The following is a 20,155-nucleotide window of genomic DNA, read 5'->3' on the forward strand; positions in this document are numbered from 1 at the left end:
TTTGGGAGGTAATTGATATATGTTGAAGGTATTAATAGTTGATGATGAGCCTAAAGCTAGAGAAGGAGTAAAAGAGTTTATACCTTGGGAAGAATATGGATTTTACATATGCGGAGAAGGAGTAGATGGCATAGATGCTGTGAAAAAGATAAATTCATTGGAACCAGATCTTGTTTTAATGGATATTAGTATGCCAGGAATGGACGGAATTGATGTTATAAAATATGTGAATGGAAGAGGCTTTAAAGGAAAATTTATTGTTTTTACTGGATTTTCAGATTTCGAATATGCAAGAAGTTCAATAAAATTAGGAGTGTGCTCATATATACTTAAACCAATAGATGAGGAAGAGTTTATAGAAGCGGTAAAGCATGCCAGAGATGAGATACTAAAAGAAAAGGAAGTCCAGCAAATGATATCCGATGGTGAAAAAAATTCTAAAAATATGGCTTTAAGAAATATAATTTTAGGAAATGAAAGCTTTCAACAATTTGAAAAGGTTAACAGTTTGAAAAAATCCTGCGAACCAAATATGAATTTCCAGACAGCATTAATATATAGCAAATTATTTCTGGAAAGCAATGCAGTTAAGGAAAAATTGATGTCTCTTATCTTAGACTTTATAGGAGAAATGGAAAATATTGATATTGTTACTATAGATAATAATATTGTATTACTAATTAAAAATACTAGCACTTCTAAATCAGTAAGAATATGTGAAAGGCTATATAAAAGAATAATCAGAGCTGAGAATTTAGAAATATTTATTACTATAGGAAGGATGATTGAAGGATGGAACAATATATCATTATCTTATAAAGATGCAATAAGACTACTGGAAATTGGATTTTTTAAAGATGAAATTAAAGTTGTATCTTGGGATAATATATTTAATAAATTTGTGATAAAGTCGTATAATCCTAAGAAAAAGGAAATATATGACTATATTGAAGAGCTATTTACCTATATAGAAGTAAACGATAAAGAAAGAATGATGAATATACTTGATGATCTAACCTCTTATTTTGTCCGTAACGATTATTCCTTAGATAAGGTAAAAGGCATATCTATAAATATTGCTGTGGAGCTTAAACAGAAGATTAACGCAAATTATAACCATATTAGTAATATGACTCCACCATGTGAAGAAATTATTTATCATATTTACGAAAAATCAAATTTATATTCCGTAATTAAATATTTGAATGATTTATTTTGTAGTATCTCTGATAAAGTTTGCAATAATTCTACTGATGGTGTTATAAAACGCATTTTAAATTATATTGATAAAAATTACTATAAATCATTAAGATTAGAAGGTCTGGCAGAGATATTTAATTATAATAGCGCGTATTTAGGTAAAATATTTAAAAATTATACTGGTGAAAATTTTAATAACTATCTAGATAAGGTAAGAATAGAAAAAGCAAAAATTATGTTGGCAGAAAAATCAATTAAGATTTATGAAGTCTCTGAAAAAGTTGGATATAGCAGCATGAACTATTTTTATGAAAAATTTAAAAAGCATGTAGGAGTAAGTCCTATGGAGTTTAGAAGAAAAAGTATGTATGTTTCAATCCATCATTAATATATTCTATAGAATCAAACATATGATTAATGAAAGGTGCTGTTCCGTAATGCATAAAAGTCCTAAATAATATGAAAACCATGCATAAATAGATATGAGAGTAATCTATTATGTATGGTTTTATTTGTATTGAAGTATCCTTTTTTTATATTAATGTCTTAGGAATTAATACCACTCATTATGGCATTAATTATTCCTTGTTGAGTTATAGCATAAGTAGATCTGTTAAACAATCCAAAACCATATTGTCCATTATATCCATTATCCCAGTATACTGGTACGGATTTATACTTTTTAGCTGTAGAACACACTGCTTTTGCAAATGCAGCACGATAAGTATTATTAGTTGAATCAGCACTCGTTTTATCTACTGCTCCATATTCTCCAATTACTACAGGATATCCTTGGGCTACGAATTTATTATACATTGACTGAAATTCTGAATTCAAATAATCTTCTTGTCCCCAAGTAGATTTCTTTGAACTATTAGTAGCAGTTGCTCCCCATTGCGTTATTGTGCCAGATTGATCACCACAAAAATCCCATGGAGAGTAATAGTGAGCCGATATCATTATTCTTTTTTCTGAACTTGGTATTGTACTTGATCTATAATTATCTGTAGGGAGAACAAAGCCATAATTTCCAGCTGTATAATCTATATTGGTGTTCCAGCCAGGAATTAAAAGCCATCTTGCACTATTGTTACCACCTGTTTGCCTTACAGTGTCAACAAAAATTTGATTATAGGCATTTATATTTGAATAGTAGGTAGTATTAGGTGTGCCGTAAGTACCATCAAATTCTTCATTCATAGATTCAAATATTAAATGCTCATCATAATTTATAAATTGGTTTGCTATTTGCTGCCAAACTTTTTGATATTTTGCTTTAATGGTAGTTTGGTCATTCGAATTACATAATAACCATGAGCCACTAACTGAAGTATATCCATCTCCGTGTATATTGATAATTACATATAGACCTTGGCTGTATGCGTAGTCAACAACTCCCTTTATTCTGGAGAGCCAAGAAGCATCTATAGTATAATTTGGAGCATTTCCTATTTTATTTAAGTATGACACAGGAATACGTATAGTTTTAAAACCTGCTGCTTTTACTTTTTGGATTAAAGCCTGTGTAACCGTAGGATTGCCCCAGGCAGTTTCGCTGGGTACACCATTAGAATTAGCTTCAAGCTGATTTCCTAAATTCCATCCAGCACCCATGTCAGAAACTATTTGTGTAGCATTTAATTGATTGAAATCACTTGTTAGTGAAGAGGAAGCTAAAACCGCAGAACTCCAGCCAGAGAGGATAGTTGTAAGTGAAAACATCATAGTAACAAGAAAAATTTTAATTGATTTAATTCTTGGCATTATAAAACATCCTTTCATAATTCATTTTCATTTAAATTTTCTACACAGTACTGGTTGAGCTTTTTTAGATTTAAATTTGAAGTTTTGTTATAAAGTGTATGATTTGGTAATCGTTAAGTTAGAATGATTTAATAATCACCTCCTTTAGATACAACTATTTAACAAAAATAAGGCTATATTTTAAGAGAATGCTGATAAAGGTTTTGATTGCCTAGGTATGGTTTCTTTCATACTACATAGAAGAAACTTTAAGGGTTGCTTTGTTATAATTGGCTACCAATCATAATGAGCCATCCTCGGTGATAAAATGGCTTTGCATGTCCTATTTTGGAGCATAAAAGATATTACTTGAGATAGATAGTATCTTTATCCTCTAAAGTAATCGGTTACAGCAAAGTATAAAAGGTGAAGTTATTTAATACATTATAGTCTAATAATACAATTATTGTACTATAATGTAAAATGTCAAAAATAAGCAAAATACAAAATGTAAGTTGAAATACTTACATTAATCCTAAAAATATCTACGATAGACAATATAGCTTCTATTATTACATAGATTAATTATATTTATTTTAGGATGTGGGTTAATAAATTAGATATTTTATGCGATTTGAAGTATAATTTATATGTTTGGATATGTTTAATAAATTAGAGAAGATAGGAGGATATTATGAACAAAAATAAAAAAAGTAAAAGAAAATTATTCCTATCAATGCTGACTAATCCAGTATTTATTTTAGTGTACGTTATAGCGTTTTACGAATTAGATATCTTGTGCCGAGTTGGAAGAAAAGATTATAATACTGTCATTTTACCTGTCTGTGCTGCATTTTTTTTAATATATCTAATCATTTTTATAATTAGAATTGTAAAAAATTTGCGTAATGGAAAAATAGATAAGGTAAGGGATGATTTAGAATCTGATGAAGATCACAAAAGCGTTTATAAGACTTTGTGGTCTTGTATAGCTATAGTAATTATAGTGTTCATAACATTATTTTATGGAACTAGAATATATCATAGCTCACAGAAATATAATGGAAAGTTAGCTTGGTTTTTAAAGGATCTAGAAGATAAAAGAACTGTGACCTTTGTACATAATAATATCTATAATGATGGAATAGAAGGGATTTTTACTGATATTAAAAGTAAAATTACTATGCCTGAAAAATTATATATTTCCACAAATTTTGCCTTTAAATTTAACTCTAGCGGAACCATTACTTCTTTAGATACATTTATTTATGGAAAAAATTCTAAGGGTAAAATGGAAAGCTTTTTAATTAGCTATGATAGCGTTAAGTCAAATAAGATAACTATATATTTAAATGGTTATGCAAAACCTGACTATAGTGAAGATAAACTCTTAGAACCATTATTTAAAACCATGAAAGTTATTCCAATCAAGAAAACAATAAGCAATTGGAAAGATCAGAAGGAATATGGGATTCTGTATTCTGGTAAACGAAGCTTTGGATATAGTACAACTGGGGTGGTTTATATTGATGGAAAGGGAAATACAAAACAAGCCTATCAAGCTAATTCAGAAATAATAGGGTATTTCGTATCAGTATATGTGCCAGGTAAAGAAAATGCATATACTCCTGTTAGATATAATTTTACTGATGATTTAAATAATATCAAATCTGAAAATGAGAATAACAATATAAGCATTGGAACAGATGACAACAACAAGCCAGATGTAGCGGAACAATTCTATTTATCTAAAAAAATAGGATATCGCTTAGAAGTCACCGCAGCTGCAGCAGGTAGCAGATCCTATTCATTAGCATCTACTTCCGATGGAGGGGCAACTTGGAAAACTATAAATCAGGATCCTTTTTCAGGAAAGCTTGGAGTAGCAGCAGGAATAACTTTTTTGAATGATAAGCTCGGCTTTTTATGTTTATCCTATAGCGGAGGAAAGAGTGGTGAGTTGTATCGTACAGAAGATGGAGGACTGTCTTATAAAAAGCTAGATTTTCCAGCTGTAAAAGCTACATTAAAGGGAGGGGAAACTTATAATCCTTTTGATTTACCTGAGATGCCTTATAATAAAAACGGAAATCTTAATGTCTTAGTTGGGCAAGGAGCTGATGGTGATTATAATGGTGGAAGTAAAGCGCTATATCAATCATCAGATGAAGGCAAAACCTGGCATTACGTTCAAGAAGTTGTAAAAAATTGATGCTGAATATTTTAGAAACATTTTTAAATTGAAAGGTTAGGTATCATGGAAAATAATTTTTATACAATAGATAAGGTTGCAGAAATATTAGGAATGCACCATAAAACTATAAGAAAATTTATATCAGATGGAAAACTTGAAGCCAGCAAGGTAGGAAAGCAGTGGCGAATATCAGAGCACGCATTAAGTGTATTTATGGAAAAAAATAGTCATGGAGTTAAAGAAGAAAAAGTTGAGGATGAGGAAAATATAGATTTTGTAACTACTGAAAAAATGGAACATGTTTCGAAGGAAAGGATTAATATATCAACCGTTATAGATTTAAAGGATGTAAATAAGGATGAATATATGAGAATATCAAATACTCTCATAGCTGTAATGAATATTAATGATTCTAAAATGGATAAAGCCACACTTAATATGAAGTATCAGGAGAAAGAAAGCAGATTAAGAATAATGCTATGGGGAAATATGAAGTTTATACAAGATATGTTAAGTTCAATTTCAGTGCTCATAGAGAAAAAAGACCAAGAAGAATTATAGAATAGTTGATAAAAAAAGCCGCCTAGAAAGGCGACTTCTCTCTTTTTTACCATTTTCCTAATTTCATGTGTCCAGCTAATTCAGTCTTACATCTTTGTTTTATTGTCCAAGCTTCATTCTTTGCTTGATTAAAAGCAGCTACACATTTTGGATCTAGATTATCTTCTATTCCTTCTTCGCTTAAAGCTATTATTTTTGAAGCTAAAGCTATTACTTCCATATGAATATCATTTGTTTTATTAGAACGATATATTTTTTCAGCATCTTCGCTGCTTAATTCCTCAAATTTATCTGCTCCAACTCCGCATTTAGGACATTTTTCTGGTGCTGCTTCTCCTTCGAATATGTAACCACAAACACTGCATTTAAATAATTTTTTCATTAAAATCCTCTCCTTCAATCATAAAATTGTTTTTTAAACTCTAATAAATTCATTATATGAGTAAAATAAAAATTGTGCTTTTCAATAATGCTTGTATTAATAATGTTCTTGTCTATATTTATAATATAATACCAATAAAGGGAAAAGTCAATATTTTTTATTAAATAATAATTATTATTTACAAACTTTTATTTTTTAAAAACGGTAATGCAATATTACTTCAGTTTGGATATATTTTGTAGGACATAGGCTAATTTTTAAAGATAATATCAACATTTTAAAACATAACATTATATTTTATACGTATTTAATTATTGGCGAAATATTTTTGCTAATGAGTGGTAAAATATAGATAAGTACCCAATATTAAAGTTAGGAGTGATTATTTATGGAAGAAAAAAATAAATTGCCTGATAAAGAGGAGCTGGTAAGAGAAATATTAGCCAAAGACCGGGATTTAAAAGGAAGTAATATTGATGAGGAACTAATACACGAACTTATTAGCGGAAAAGTTTCTAAAAATATCAATAAGACTCAAGATGATAACTTAACTGTTGGGCAAAGAACAGCAGATAAAATAGCAACCTTTGGAGGAAGCTGGATATTCATAATTGGTTTTGTAGCAGTATTAATAATTTGGATTGCAATTAATACAGTTATATTGGCTACAAGGGCCTTTGATCCCTATCCTTTTGTTTTTTTAAATTTAATGTTATCTTGTCTTGCGGCTATACAGGCTCCAATTATTATGATGTCACAGAATCGTCAATCAGAAAAGGATAGATTAACAGCTTCAAATGATTATCTTGTTAATTTAAAATCAGAAATAATAATAGAAGATCTTCACAATAAAATAGACTTGCTAATAGAAAGACAGGAAGAATATAGAATAAATCAAGAAGCTTTACTAAAAGAAATGGAAAGCTTAAGAAGTAATAGTAAATAGCTGTAGGTTTGTATACATAAAATATAAGCTTTTGAGAAGGAAATGGATTTATAATATATAAGTAGCACCATAGTAAAGAGAGGAATTAAAATATGAACTTATATAGTAAATATTTCAACAAATACAAAGTGCCATTTCTAGTGGCTGTTTTTTGTGTGGCCTTCGAAGCAATCTGTGACTTGCTTGGTCCAACACTTATGTCAAATATTATTAATATGGGAATTGATAACAAATCACTTTCCAAGGTCTATTATTGGGGAACTCTTATGTTAATAGTAACTGCTGCAGGAGCAGGTTTCGCGGTTATACGTAATATTTTAGCAAGTAAAGTATCTCAGCGAGTGGGGGCAGATTTGAGATATGATTTATTTGAAAAAATGATATACTTTTCAGAGGAAAGTACCGATAAAATTGAAAGCGGCTCTCTTATAACTCGTATGACAAATGATACATCACAAATTACACAGTTTGTAAATGGAATTATGAGAATCTTTTTAAAAGCTCCTATCACCTGTGTTGGAAGCATTATACTTGCAAGTCTGCTCAATTTTAGATTAAGTATTATCATTTATATAATTGTGGCAGCGGTGGCTGTGCTTATTGTAATTAGTATGAAGCTCAGCTATCCTCGATTTTATAAACTGCAGAAGGCTATGGATAAGGTAAATTCAGTGGTACAGGAATATCTTATAGGTGTTCGTCTAGTGAAAGCTTTTGGTACCTATGATAAGGAGACAGATAAATTTCAAGCAGCCAATATGAATTTAATGAAAAAAGGCATATCTTCTCAAATTGTTATTACTTTAATATCCCCGCTTATAACACTTACTGTAGGAATAGGCACGGTAAGCGTTATTTTCTTGGGAAGCAGGATGTTTGTATCAAATCTAGCTAAACCTGGAGATATAACAGCATTTACAATATACATGGCACAAATACTTACATCTTTGATTATGATAACAAACATATTTAACACTTTTGTAAGGACAAAAGCTTCTACAGCCCGCATTAAAGAAGTGTTTGACTGCAAGGCGGATTTCGACAATAAAGGTGAGAATAGAGAGCTAAACGGCTATATTGAATTTAAAAATGTGACCTTTGCATATCCTAATGGAAGTGGAGTTCCGGCAATAAATAATCTATCTTTTTCAATCAAGGATGGACAAAGTTTAGCAATAATAGGTCCAACAGGCAGCGGTAAATCTACAATTGCTTGGCTACTTTTACGATTTTATGATGTAAACAGCGGTAAAATTCTAATTAATGGTGATGATATTAAATCCCTTAGTGTTGATTCTGTGAGAAGAGATATTGCTATTGTACCTCAGGCACCTATGTTATTTTCGGGATCCATTGCAGAAAATATTAAATGGGGAAATAAAAAAGCTAGCAATGAAATGCTTCATGAAGCTGCAAATAAGGCAGAAGCAGGCTTTATTGAAAAGATGCAGGAAGGATATGAAAGCAGGCTAGGAAGTGCAGGAGTTAATGTATCAGGTGGACAAAAACAGCGAATTTCAATAGCCAGAGGTATAATAAAAAATTCATCTGTAATTATGTTAGATGATGCTACAAGCGCTCTTGATGCGGTAACTGAAGCTAAAGTGATATCTAATTTAAATTCTAAATCTGAAAAACAGACTATAATTACTATTACTCAACGCTGCGGAACAGCTATGTTTGCAGATAAAATTCTAGTTATGGATAATGGAATAAATGTTGGGTTTGGTACTCATGATGAACTTATGAAAGATTGTGAAGTATATAGGGATATTTATAGGACGCAAATAGAAAGCAGTAAGGAGATGTAGCATATGGCTCAGCAATTTTCTAAACAAGAAGTAAAAATTCCATCCATGGGCGGAAGGCCAGGAGGTGGAGGACCTAATCGTTTTGCTCCCACTGCAAAACCTAAGAATGCAAAGAACACGTTGATGAGAATAATAAAAATATATATGCGTTGGGCTAAAACCATATTTGCAGCTATGATACTTACAGCTTTTTCATCAGTAATTTCTGTAGCTATCCCTTATTTTATCGGAAAAACTTTTAATAGCTTTAATATAGCTAAAAAAACAGTGAACACAGATATACTTATAGGATTTTTAATCATAATTACAGCACTATACATATCCAACTGGGTGATTTCTTTTATAAACGGGATTACAATGCTCAGGGTATCACAAAAGCTTGTATTCGTTTTGCGTACAGAATTCTTCGAGAAAATGCAAAAGCTTCCCTTAGGATTCTATGACACGCGATCTCATGGTGATACTATGAGTAGAATTACAAATGATGTAGATAATATCAGCACAACAATAGCACAAACTACCACACAATTAATTTCAAGTGCTTTAACTTTAATTGGATCTTTTGTGGTAATGATAGCACTTAATATACCGCTTACTTTTGTGGTTTTGCTATGTATTCCTCTTGTAATGCTGCTTACCAAAGTAATTGCTTCGAGAAGCAGAACTTATTTCTTAGATCAGCAGAGAAGTTTAGGAGCTTTAAATGGAGTGATTGAAGAAAACATACTAGGCTTAAAGATGGTAAAAGCTTTTGGAAAGCAGCAAGATGTACTGACACAATTTAAAGAAATAAATGAAAAATTGTATGCAAGCAGTAACAAAGCTCAGGTATGGTCTGGATATATGATGCCTCTTATGAATGTGATTAATAATTTTATTTTTACTATGGTTGCCATTACTGGAGGTATATTATCTGTAGAGTATGGACTAGCTATAGGTACTGTAGTAAGCTTTATGAGTTATTCCAAGCAATTTGCACAGCCGCTTAATTCAGTAGCAGGCATGTTTAATACTATTCAATCTGCACTGGCTGGAGCAGAACGTGTATTTGAAATCCTAGATAGCAAAGAAGAACTGGCAGATATAGAAAATGCTATTGAGATTGAAGCTCCAAAAGGAGATGTTACTTTTGAAGAAGTGTGCTTTTCCTATGATAAAGCTACGCCTATATTAAGACAGGTCAGCTTTAGCGTAAAAGCTGGAGAAGTGGTGGCTTTAGTAGGAGAAACTGGTGCTGGAAAGACTACCATTGTAAATTTATTAACACGATTTTATGATGCTGACAGTGGTAGAATTTTGATTGATAACGAACCCATTACAAATTTAAAAAGGGATAGTCTCAGAAAATGTTTTTCAGTGGTACTGCAGGATACCTGCCTCTTTACAGGTACAATTATGGATAATATACGTTATTCACAAAGAGAAGCTACTGATGAACAAGTAATTAAAGCTGCTAAAATAGCGCATGCTCATGATTTTATTGATAAATTACCAAAGGGATACCATACAATGGTATCTGGAGCCACGGATAATTTAAGTCAGGGGCAGAGACAGCTCATAGCTATTGCAAGAGCAGTACTTTGTGATAGCCCTGTATTAATTTTAGATGAAGCAACCAGTAGTGTGGACACAAAAACAGAAAAAGAAATACAAAGAGCATTGATAAATCTAATGAGAAACCGAACTAGTTTTCTAATAGCGCACCGCCTTTCTACTATACGTGATGCAAATCATATTATGGTGATAGGAGGAGGAAGAATATTAGAAAGTGGAAATCATCAAAGTCTCATGAAGGATAAAGGTCAATATTATAAAATGGTGATTAGTCAAATGGGAAAAGCATCGAAGAATAGTATTTGAATATATAATCCCCAGCAGAGATTAATCTTAAAAAATATACTTATTGAGAATTTTGTATTAAATAAAAAAGCTTGTTAGTAATGCCTAACAGGCTTTTTCAAAAAGTTAAATTATCCGTCCTTATAAATAAATATCGGAGAACTCTAGCTTTATATTTTCTACAAGACTATTTAACTTTTCACATTCATTAAAGACTTTATCTGATTTGTCTTTAACTAGCTTTATAGGGATTCTAATTATAAATTCACTGCCTACACCAACTTTACTTTTTACACTGATTTCACCACCATGCATTTCTACAAGAGATTTTGCTAAGAATAAACCTATTCCACTTCCTTCAGCACACCTTTTAAAAGAACTATCTACCTGAGTGAAAGTGTCAAAAATTTTTTCAAGCATATCCTCTGGAATGCCGCATCCTGTATCTTTTATGGAAATAAATATATAGTTATTCTGCTTAGAAATATTAACACATATTTCTCCGCCTGAGCTAGTAAATTTTATAGCATTTGATAATAAGTTAAGTATTATCCTTTCGAATTTTTCAGGGTCAAAGGCCATTAACATTTCTTCGATTTCAGTATCAAAGATTAAATTAATGTTTTTTAAATTTGCATATTCCACCACAGATAATGTTATATCTTCAATAATTTTTACAATGTCACTATTCTTTAAATTAAGATTAAAAAAGCCTAATTCTATCTTATTCATATCTATTAGATTATTAATCAATCTTAGAAGTCTGTAGCAATTTTGCTTCATTATTTTCGAATATTTTAAAAATATATCATTCTCAGATGTGAATTTACCAGCTGAATATAGTGTTTCCATTAGTTGAAGGGAGCTGAAAATAATATTAAGAGGAGTTTTTAATTCATGGGATATTGTTGAAAAAAGCTGAGTTTTAAGCTTACTATATTTTTCAGACTCATCTAATAATAAATCTTTTTTCATTATTTCAATTTTTAAGTTTTCTGAAATGTTCTTTAGCCTTATTTCTTCGTATCCAATTTTAGATAGGGCGTTTGCGATGGTAAATAGAACCTCTGCCGCTGCCTTAACATTCTTTTCAGCTGTGATTTTAACACTTCTTAACGCTTTCACAAGTTCGGTTTCATCAACACCTATATCATTAGCTGTTTTCTTATATTTTGATAATTCAGGTTTGTTTGTGAGAATTTGTCCACCTAAAATTGTACCTATTTGCTTATTTTCAACTAAAATAGGGGCGGCAAAATCTATAAGTCCAGCATGGCAGGTATATATATAGGGTCTGCCTAGAAAAGCTGCCTTTTCTCCACCAATTCTATGAGATTCTGCACATTTATTATCACCTAGTGGAGTAGAATGTATAAGTTTTATACAGAAATCTGTATATGAACTAGGATTTGTAACAGGTGTTCCTTTCAAGCCAACAGTTACACTAGCAATATCCATGCTTTCAGCAAAATTATCTTGAAATATTTGCAATAAATCTATATTAATAACATCCTTTATTTCAAGAAAACCTATATCAATGTCTCCATTGCTATCTCTAATTATCATTTTGATACCTCCACTTAATAAATAGGATAAGCTGGTTTATATAATAAAATATTATAATTTTACAATATATTTATAGTAAATACTAATTTCTACATTACTTTTTAAAAACCTTTATTTTTAAATATAAAATTTATAATTATTGATTTTCTTAGAGAATAATATAATTATATAGAGAATAAAATGATATGCTATAAGCATGCTAGTAACTTTCATATATTAAAAATTAGGACTGATAAGTAACATTTTTAATTAAGCAGGATAAGAATATATTGGGAGTGGTGTTGTATTATGGATTACATGGATTATAAGATATTAGAGTGTTTAAAAGCTAATTCTAGAGTTAAAGCATCAGCTATAAGTAAAGAAGTGCATTTGTCTGTGTCTGCAGTTCTTGAACGTATTCGAAAAATGGAGACAAGCGGTATAATAAAAAATTACACAATAGTGTTAGATGAAAATAAATTGGGCAACGATACAAGTGCTTTAATGGAAGTAAGCCTAGATCATCCTAGGTTCTATGATTCTTTTACAGAAGCGGTGAAAGAAAATAAAAATATCGTATTTTGCTACTATTTAACCGGTGATTTTGATTTTATGCTTAAAATACTTTGCAGCTCCTCAGAAGAATTGGAGAAAATTCACAGAGAAATAAAAAGTATAGATGGAGTATCTAGAACAAAGACTAGTTATATTTTAAAGAATGTGAAAATGGAATTTTAAAGTGCTAAAAAATGATAAAATAATAATATGAAAGATAAATAGTTAGCACACCGCAAAAATTACATAATATATATTGATAAACCGGAAAAAATTCTGGTAAAACAAAAAAACAAATAAATTATACAGAAATTTCAGTAAATATTGAAAAGAATTAGTTTCTACTATAGTATTTATGTATGATTAAAACTATTAAAACTCATGTGTACAAGTATGAGTTTTTTATTTTACGGGAGGAATATATATATGGAAAATTTGGGATATTATAATGGAGAGTACGATTTAATTGAAAACATGAAAATACCAATGAATGATCGTGTGTGCTATTTCGGTGATGGGGTGTATGATGCTACTTATAGCAGAAATCATAATATATTTGCATTAGATGAGCATATTGATCGCTTTTTTAATAGTGCAGGTCTCTTAAGAATTAAAATTCCATATACAAAAGAGGAATTAAAAAATTTATTAAAAGAAATGGTTAAAAAAGTCGATTCTGGAGAGCAATTTGTATATTGGCAGGTTACGAGAGGAACAGCTATGCGTAATCATGCTTTTCCAGGAGAAGATGTAAAGGCCAATATTTGGATAGTATTAAAGCCGCTAACTATAAAGGACATGTCTAAAAAACTTAAATTAATTACATTAGAGGATACTAGATTTTTACATTGTAATATAAAAACTCTAAATCTGCTTCCTAGTGTAATTGCAGCTCAAAAAACTGAAGAAGCTGGCTGTCAAGAAGCTGTATTTCATAGAGGAGACAGGGTAACAGAATGCGCTCACAGCAATGTATCAATTATTAAAGATGGTATTTTAAGGACTGCCCCAACGGACAACTTGATTTTACCTGGTATTGCAAGAGCACACATTATAAAAATGTGTAAAAAGTTTGAGATTCCAGTAGACGAAACAGCTTTTACCTTAAAGGATTTAATGGATGCAGATGAAGTAATTGTTACTAGTTCAGGACAGTTTTGTATGGCAGCCTCTGAAATAGATGGAAAGCCAGTTGGCGGAAAAGCAGCTGAAATTGTTAAAAAGCTTCAGGATGCATTACTTAATGAATTTTTAGAAGAAACAAAATAAATTTAGGAGGTAGTGTATGGATCAGCAGCAGTTAACAATATTAAATATGGGAGAAAACTTGGACAATTTAATGAATTTAGATCCAAGGGGCTATGGAGTATGCAGAATTTTATATAGCGCAGCAAGAGAATACACTAAAGAGCCTTTAACTATGAATAGTGCTAAGAAGCTAGTAAATATATTAAAAGAAGGTGATTTGGTATATATAATGACTGGGTTTGTTTTACTGCCTTTTAAGAAGGCGGAAATGGATGGAATAGTAAGTTCCATGCTTTTAGCAAGAGCTTTAATTAAAGGCTTTAATGTTAAACCTGTAATTATATGTCCTGAAGATAATCTTCAAGCTGTAAAAAATCTTTCTTATATAATAGGACTTCATTTTCATGATAATATTGAGGATTTAAAAACATACCCTTTGTCCTTGGCTGGAATAAGTTTTACTAAGGATATATCAAAAGCCAACAAGCAGTCTGAGGGGCTTATCGAAAAAGGCCTTCCAAGTGCAGTTATAAGTATAGAATGTCCTGGAGCTAATTCTCTTGGAGTTTATCATAATGCTACTGGACTTGATGTAAGTGAATTAGAGGCAAAACAGGATGTTTTATTCAATAAGCTTAAAGATTTAGGAGTGCTAAATATAGCCATAGGAGATCTTGGAAATGAAATTGGTATGGGTACTATAAAGAAACAGCTAGAAAAATATGTTCCATATATAGCTGAAGGTAGATGCAGATGTGGCTGTAACGGAGGAATACTGGCAAGTACAAAAGCTGATAATATCATAACTGCTACTGTATCAGATTGGGGATGTTATGGACTTATAGCGGCTTTAGCCTATCTGAAAAAGGATATAAATATAATGCATACCAAGGAAATGGAAAGAGATGCTGTAATTACAGCTTCCAGAAGTGGAATGATAGATATGTATGGCGATTTAATACCTGCTATAGATGGCTGCAATTTAGAGATAAATGTGTCCATAGTAAGTCTTATGAGAGAGAGTATAGAATCTGCTATAAACTTGGAAAAAACTTGTGCTACTTGGTTTGAAAAAGTACTTGAGCTTGGTTTTTATGAAAGACAGAATACTAGTGATGAACAAAGTGATTTTTGGGAAAATATTATATAAGGTGGGATGAACATGGATTATGCAGACATGGAACCTTATGCTATTCGCAAACTAATAAGAGAAGGGAAAATCACAACTCCTACAGCAGGTATGTGCGCAGGTTACGCACAAGCTAATTTGGTGATTCTGCCTAAGGAATTAGCCTATGACTTTATATTGTTTGCTCAAAGAAATCCTAAATCCTGCCCTATATTAGAGGTAAGTGATGTAGGAGACAAAAAACTAAAATTTTTAGGACAAGATATTGATATCACTAAAGATATTCCCAAATATAGAATTTATAAAAATGGCATTCTATCTGGAGAATATACAAGTGTAGAAAATTTTTGGAGAGAAGATTTTGTTAGCTTTTTAATTGGATGCAGCTTTTCTTTTGAATCAGAGCTTATAGAAGCGAATATACCTATACGGCACATAGAAGAAAAATGTAATGTGCCAATGTATATAACTAACATTGACTGCGTTCCAGCAGGAATCTTCAATGGAAAAATGGTGGTAAGCATGAGGCCTCTTTCTTATGATAATATAGTTAAGTCCGTTTTGGTAAGCGGAGAAATGCCTAGAGTGCATGGAGCACCAGTTCATATAGGTGATCCTTCAATTATTGGAATAAAGGATATTAATAAACCGGATTTTGGGGATTCTGTGACTATAAAAGAAGGCGAAATTCCTGTGTTTTGGGCTTGTGGTGTCACGCCTCAGGCGGTTATTATGAATGTTAAACCTAAGATAGTTATAACTCATGCCCCTGGACATATGCTTATTACTGATATAAAAAATATAGATTTGAAATATTAAAGGAGATAATATGTACAAGGTTGATTTAAATTGTGATTTAGGTGAAAGCTTTGGAAATTATAAAATTGGATCAGATGAGGAAGTTATCCCTTATATTTCATCGGCAAACATTGCTTGCGGATTTCATGCCTCTGACCCAGTGGTAATGGATAATACAGTGGGATTAACAAAGAAGTATAATGTTTCCGTAGGAGCACATCCAGGCTTTCTTGATTTGATGGGGTTTGGCAGAAGAAAGATGGATATTTCTAATAAAGAGGCTAAGCTCATAGTGCAATATCAAATTGGAGCGTTAAAGGCTTTTTGTATGGCCTACAAAGTAAAAATGAATCATGTTAAACCTCATGGAGCACTTTATAACATGGCAGCTAAGGATTTTGATTTAGCTCTAGCTATCTGCCAAGGAATAAAGGAAGTGGATGAAAATCTGATTTTGCTTGCATTAAGCGGCAGTAAAATGATTGATGCAGCAAAAAGCATAGGATTAAAGGCTGCAAGCGAGGTTTTTGCAGATAGAGCCTATAATGAGGATGGTACCTTGGTAGATAGAAAAAAGGAAGGCGCCGTTATCACCGATGAAGAGGAAGCAATCAAAAGAGTTGTTGGAATGATAAAAGAAAATAAGGTTAAGACCATAAGCGGAAAAGACATTGAAATTAAAGCGGATTCAATATGTGTACATGGAGACGGAGTAAAAGCGCTGGAATTTGTAAAAAAAATAAGACAAACACTTGAAAAAGAAAGTATAGAGATAGCATCATTAGACAGAATAGTGTGAAATTTCGCCGTTTAAGAAGGAAGGTAGCAGGCTTTATGGAAGAATATTTGAGAACCTATGCAAAAATAGACTTGGAGGCTATAAGACACAACATAAATGAAGTAAAAAGAAAAGTAAAGGATAATGTGAAAATTATGGCCGTAATAAAAGCTGATGCTTATGGCCATGGAGCTGTAGAAGTTGGAAATTTTCTTAAGGATAAAGTGGATTATTTCGGAGTAGCAACTATAGAAGAGGCAATAGAACTCCGTGAAAATGGCATAGATATACCTATATTAATATTAGGATACACCTCTCCAAGTCAATATAAGTGTTTAGCACAATATGATATAACTCAGACTATATATAATGTAGAAATGGCTGAAAATCTATCTAAATGTGAGCTGGAATTTAAAAAGAAAATAAAAATTCATATTGCTGTAGAAACTGGAATGAATAGAATAGGTTTTAAAGTAAATTCTCAAAGTATTATTGATATGAAAAATATTGCGAATATGGATGGAGTGATACTAGAGGGTATATTTACTCACTTTTCCTGTGCTGATGAAAAAGATAAAAAGTACACACAAACTCAGAAAGAAAAATATGATAATTTCATAGATATGTTAGAAAGTAATGATATACACATTCCTATTAAGCATGTATGCAATAGTGCTGGTATTATTGATTTTGATGACCATCATTTAAATATGGTAAGAAGCGGAATAATTACTTATGGATTATATCCTTCAGAGCAGGTTAATAAGGAACTAATAAAGCTGAAACCTGCATTGAAATGGAAAGCTCATGTAATCAATGTGTCAGAGGTATGCCAGGGCTCTGGAATAAGTTATGGGAAAACATATATTACAAAAGGTAAAACAAAAATAGCCACTATATCTATTGGCTACGCGGATGGATATATGAGAGCTCTCTCTTCTAAGGGGAAGGTAATAATCCATGGACAGTATGCACCAATTTTAGGAAGAGTATGCATGGATCAGATGATGGTAGATGTGACAGATATAAATGATGTAAATATAGAGGATGAAGTAACTTTGATAGGAGAAGAAGGGAAAAGCGCTATTACCGTTGAAGAAATTGCCAATATGGCGGGAAGCTTTAATTATGAGTTTGTTTGCGGAATAAGTAAGCGTGTAAAGAGGGTTTACAAGGAAGTATAAGAGAAGGAATTGAAGAGGAGGTACAAGCTATAGTGGGAAATCCTGTGAATATTTTTCAAATAAGTGAAACTTCAGCTTTAGTAGAGTTTGGAAATGAAATACATAAGGATACAAATAAGCAAATTAGATTATTTTGTGAGAGTGTTGATAAAAATCCATTTCATGGATTAATAGAATATATACCTTACTTTTCAAGTGTTTCTTTAATTTATGATCCTATAAAAATAGGGAAGGACCCCTTTAAAACAGTGCGACTAAAGCTTGAAGAAATATTATCAAAGATGGACTTATCAGAAGAATATGAAGAACATATAGTTAAAATACCAGTTTGCTATGGTAAGGAACTAGGGCCAGATATTGAGCATGTTGCAAAAACAAACAATCTTACAGTGGAGGAAGTGATACAAATTCACTGCAGTGGTGATTATCTGGTTTATATGATTGGCTTTGCACCTGGATTTCCTTATTTAGGGGGACTATCTAAAAAAATCCATACTCCAAGGAGAAGTTCACCAAGAACAGCTATTCCAGAAGGCTCAGTGGGTATTGCAGGAACTCAGACTGGAATTTATCCAATAGAAACTCCAGGAGGATGGCAAATAATAGGACGAACGCCGTTAAAATTATTTGATTTAAATAGCCAAGAAAAAACTCTTTTAAAATGCGGAGATATAGCTAAATTTTATCCTATTTCCTACCAGGAATATGTAGATTTGAAGGAGAAGATATAATGAATATAAGAGTATTAACTTCAGGTCTTTTAACCACAATTCAGGATAAAGGAAGATATGGTTATCAAAAGCAGGGAGTTATAGTTAGTGGCGCCATGGATATGTATTCTATGAGACTTGCAAATATTGCCGTGGGAAATGATGAAAATGAGGGCGTTCTTGAAATAACTTTGATTGGACCATCCTTAAGCTTAGAAAAGGGAAGCTTGATTTCTATAATTGGAGCTGATATATCACCTACAATTAATGAGAAAAAAGTTCCTATGGGAAGACCAATTTATTTAAGAGAAGATTGCGTACTTAAGTTTGGAAAATGTTTATCAGGCTGCAGATGTTATTTAGCTGTAGCAGGTGGTTTTAATATACAAAGATGCATGGAAAGCAAAAGTACTTATTTAAGAGCTAAACTAGGTGGAAAAGATGGAAGAGCTTTAATAAAAAAAGATGTGCTTGAGCTTGGAGAAAAAAGTAAGCTTTCATTAAACATAATAAAAAAATTAAAAGAAATAAAAAGTAAAGAAAATTTTGTTTTTGATAAATGGTATATGAAAGATTCTGTAGTTCCAAATATATTTAATGCAGCAGTCAGGGTATTTGAAGATAGGCAATTTGAAAAGATAAGCGAAAAGAGTATTGATGACTTTTTCAGATGCTCCTTTGCTATAGATTCGAAATCAGATAGGATGGGCTATAGATTGAAAGGCCCTAAAATAAATTTTAGAGAAAATATAGAAATGATATCTGAAGAGGTATCCTTTGGAACAATTCAAATCCCACCTGAGGGAAATCCTATAATTCTTCTAGCGGATAGAGCCACAGCAGGGGGATATCCCAAAATTGCGCATGTGGCTTCTTATGATCTCCATAAATTAGTTCAGCTTAAACCTTCTGATACAGTAAACTTTAAAAAAATAACTATGAAGGAAGCTGAAAGTTTATATTTAAAAAGAGAAAAATATATAACTGAGCTTAAAAAGTCCATCGATTTAATAAATATATAGTTTATTTTAGTATGTTATGTGCTTAGGTACATAACATAAATTATATAGGGAGGAAGATAAAAATGATTAATGCGGATGATTTGGACAAGATACTGAAAATTGCGGAAAAATATAACTTTTCTAGATTAGAGTTTCAACAGGAGAACAGTAAGGTAATTATAGAAAAAGGGGATTATTTACAGGCAAAAGTTAAGGAAAGTATTGAAGCAGCTACATCAGAAAATTATTTTGAAGAGAAGTTAATTAATAAGAAAGAAGAGAGAACTTATATAAAATCAAGTTTAGCAGGCACATTTTATCTATCAAAGGAAGAGAATGCAGAGCCTCTAGTAAAGGTTAAAGATATAGTAAAGGAAGATACAATTGTAGGATTAATTGAAGTAATGAAGCTTTTTAATGAAATAGAAGCAGGGGTCAGCGGTGAAATTATAGATATTTTAGTGGAAAATGGTGAGTTTGTTGAGTATGGACAGCCTTTATTTGAAGTAAAAGGAAGTGGTAAATGAT

18 protein-coding genes are annotated in these 20,155 nt (G+C 31.5%); 15 read left to right on the top strand and 3 right to left on the bottom strand.

The genetic code is table 11. The annotated features are described in order from the left end of the window. Positions 1 to 19 precede the first annotated feature (19 nt). Complete coding sequence (locus tag IAI10_RS11995; protein WP_315673507.1) at positions 20 to 1,588, top strand: response regulator; 1,569 nt, start codon at positions 20 to 22, stop codon at positions 1,586 to 1,588. Between the two features lie 158 nt (positions 1,589 to 1,746). Here IAI10_RS11995 and IAI10_RS12000 read toward each other — a convergent pair whose 3' ends face one another. After that, positions 1,747 to 2,964 carry a glycoside hydrolase family 5 protein gene (locus IAI10_RS12000; protein WP_315673508.1) on the bottom strand — a complete coding sequence of 406 codons (1,218 nt, stop codon included), beginning with the start codon at positions 2,962 to 2,964 and terminating at the stop codon, positions 1,747 to 1,749. Between the two features lie 673 nt (positions 2,965 to 3,637). Between IAI10_RS12000 and IAI10_RS12005 the strand changes: the two genes are divergently transcribed. Beyond that, on the top strand, positions 3,638 to 5,155 hold the full coding sequence (locus IAI10_RS12005; RefSeq protein WP_315673509.1) for a hypothetical protein: 1,518 nt from the start codon (positions 3,638 to 3,640) through the stop codon (positions 5,153 to 5,155). Positions 5,156 to 5,200: 45 nt separating this feature from the next. Beyond that, a complete protein-coding gene (locus IAI10_RS12010) occupies positions 5,201 to 5,698 on the top strand; it encodes a helix-turn-helix domain-containing protein (RefSeq protein ID WP_315673510.1) in 498 nt (165 codons plus the stop codon). A gap of 46 nt (positions 5,699 to 5,744) precedes the next feature. Here IAI10_RS12010 and IAI10_RS12015 read toward each other — a convergent pair whose 3' ends face one another. Then, positions 5,745 to 6,080 (bottom strand): rubredoxin-like domain-containing protein, encoded by a 336-nt coding sequence (locus IAI10_RS12015; RefSeq protein WP_315673511.1) that lies wholly within the window; start codon positions 6,078 to 6,080, stop codon positions 5,745 to 5,747. A 388-nt stretch (positions 6,081 to 6,468) separates the two neighbouring features. Between IAI10_RS12015 and IAI10_RS12020 the strand changes: the two genes are divergently transcribed. From IAI10_RS12020 to IAI10_RS12030, 3 genes are all read left to right on the top strand, one after another. Beyond that, positions 6,469 to 7,026: a DUF1003 domain-containing protein gene (locus IAI10_RS12020; protein WP_315673512.1), complete on the top strand. Its 558-nt coding sequence runs from the start codon at positions 6,469 to 6,471 to the stop codon at positions 7,024 to 7,026. Between the two features lie 92 nt (positions 7,027 to 7,118). Continuing rightward, positions 7,119 to 8,837 carry an ABC transporter ATP-binding protein gene (locus IAI10_RS12025; RefSeq protein WP_315673513.1) on the top strand — a complete coding sequence of 573 codons (1,719 nt, stop codon included), beginning with the start codon at positions 7,119 to 7,121 and terminating at the stop codon, positions 8,835 to 8,837. A gap of 3 nt (positions 8,838 to 8,840) precedes the next feature. Next, complete coding sequence (locus tag IAI10_RS12030) at positions 8,841 to 10,697, top strand: ABC transporter ATP-binding protein (protein ID WP_315673514.1); 1,857 nt, start codon at positions 8,841 to 8,843, stop codon at positions 10,695 to 10,697. 120 nt (positions 10,698 to 10,817) lie between these two features. Here the strand turns inward: IAI10_RS12030 and IAI10_RS12035 are convergent, their stop codons facing one another. After that, positions 10,818 to 12,242, bottom strand: a complete 1,425-nt coding sequence (locus tag IAI10_RS12035) for a PocR ligand-binding domain-containing protein (RefSeq protein WP_315673515.1) — start codon at positions 12,240 to 12,242, stop codon at positions 10,818 to 10,820. 288 nt (positions 12,243 to 12,530) lie between these two features. Between IAI10_RS12035 and IAI10_RS12040 the strand changes: the two genes are divergently transcribed. The 9 genes from IAI10_RS12040 (at position 12,531) to IAI10_RS12080 (ending at position 20,154) form a co-directional block, all read left to right on the top strand. Then, positions 12,531 to 12,962, top strand: a complete 432-nt coding sequence (locus IAI10_RS12040; RefSeq protein ID WP_315673516.1) for an Lrp/AsnC family transcriptional regulator — start codon at positions 12,531 to 12,533, stop codon at positions 12,960 to 12,962. Between the two features lie 243 nt (positions 12,963 to 13,205). Further along, complete coding sequence (locus IAI10_RS12045) at positions 13,206 to 14,048, top strand: D-amino acid aminotransferase (protein ID WP_315673517.1); 843 nt, start codon at positions 13,206 to 13,208, stop codon at positions 14,046 to 14,048. Between the two features lie 16 nt (positions 14,049 to 14,064). Beyond that, on the top strand, positions 14,065 to 15,177 hold the full coding sequence (locus IAI10_RS12050; protein ID WP_315673518.1) for a DUF4392 domain-containing protein: 1,113 nt from the start codon (positions 14,065 to 14,067) through the stop codon (positions 15,175 to 15,177). 12 nt (positions 15,178 to 15,189) lie between these two features. After that, the gene (locus IAI10_RS12055; RefSeq protein WP_315673519.1) at positions 15,190 to 15,975 is read left to right on the top strand and encodes a putative hydro-lyase; all 786 of its coding nucleotides are present in this window, start codon (positions 15,190 to 15,192) and stop codon (positions 15,973 to 15,975) included. A 10-nt stretch (positions 15,976 to 15,985) separates the two neighbouring features. Continuing rightward, positions 15,986 to 16,753 (top strand): 5-oxoprolinase subunit PxpA, encoded by a 768-nt coding sequence (locus IAI10_RS12060; RefSeq protein ID WP_315673520.1) that lies wholly within the window; start codon positions 15,986 to 15,988, stop codon positions 16,751 to 16,753. Positions 16,754 to 16,788: 35 nt separating this feature from the next. Then, complete coding sequence (gene alr, locus IAI10_RS12065) at positions 16,789 to 17,916, top strand: alanine racemase (RefSeq protein ID WP_315673521.1); 1,128 nt, start codon at positions 16,789 to 16,791, stop codon at positions 17,914 to 17,916. 29 nt (positions 17,917 to 17,945) lie between these two features. Further along, positions 17,946 to 18,647 (top strand): 5-oxoprolinase subunit PxpB, encoded by a 702-nt coding sequence (gene pxpB / locus IAI10_RS12070; RefSeq protein WP_396334374.1) that lies wholly within the window; start codon positions 17,946 to 17,948, stop codon positions 18,645 to 18,647. After that, complete coding sequence (locus IAI10_RS12075; protein ID WP_315673523.1) at positions 18,647 to 19,648, top strand: biotin-dependent carboxyltransferase family protein; 1,002 nt, start codon at positions 18,647 to 18,649, stop codon at positions 19,646 to 19,648. The genes pxpB and IAI10_RS12075 overlap by 1 nt, the downstream gene beginning before the upstream one ends. 62 nt (positions 19,649 to 19,710) lie before the next feature. After that, positions 19,711 to 20,154, top strand: coding sequence for a biotin/lipoyl-containing protein (locus tag IAI10_RS12080; RefSeq protein ID WP_315673524.1), 444 nt, complete (start codon positions 19,711 to 19,713; stop codon positions 20,152 to 20,154). The last annotated feature ends 1 nt before the right edge of the window (position 20,155 follow it).

The organism is Clostridium sp. 19966, assembly GCF_032335695.1.
Taxonomy (GTDB): Bacteria; Bacillota; Clostridia; order Clostridiales; family Clostridiaceae; genus JACTOJ01.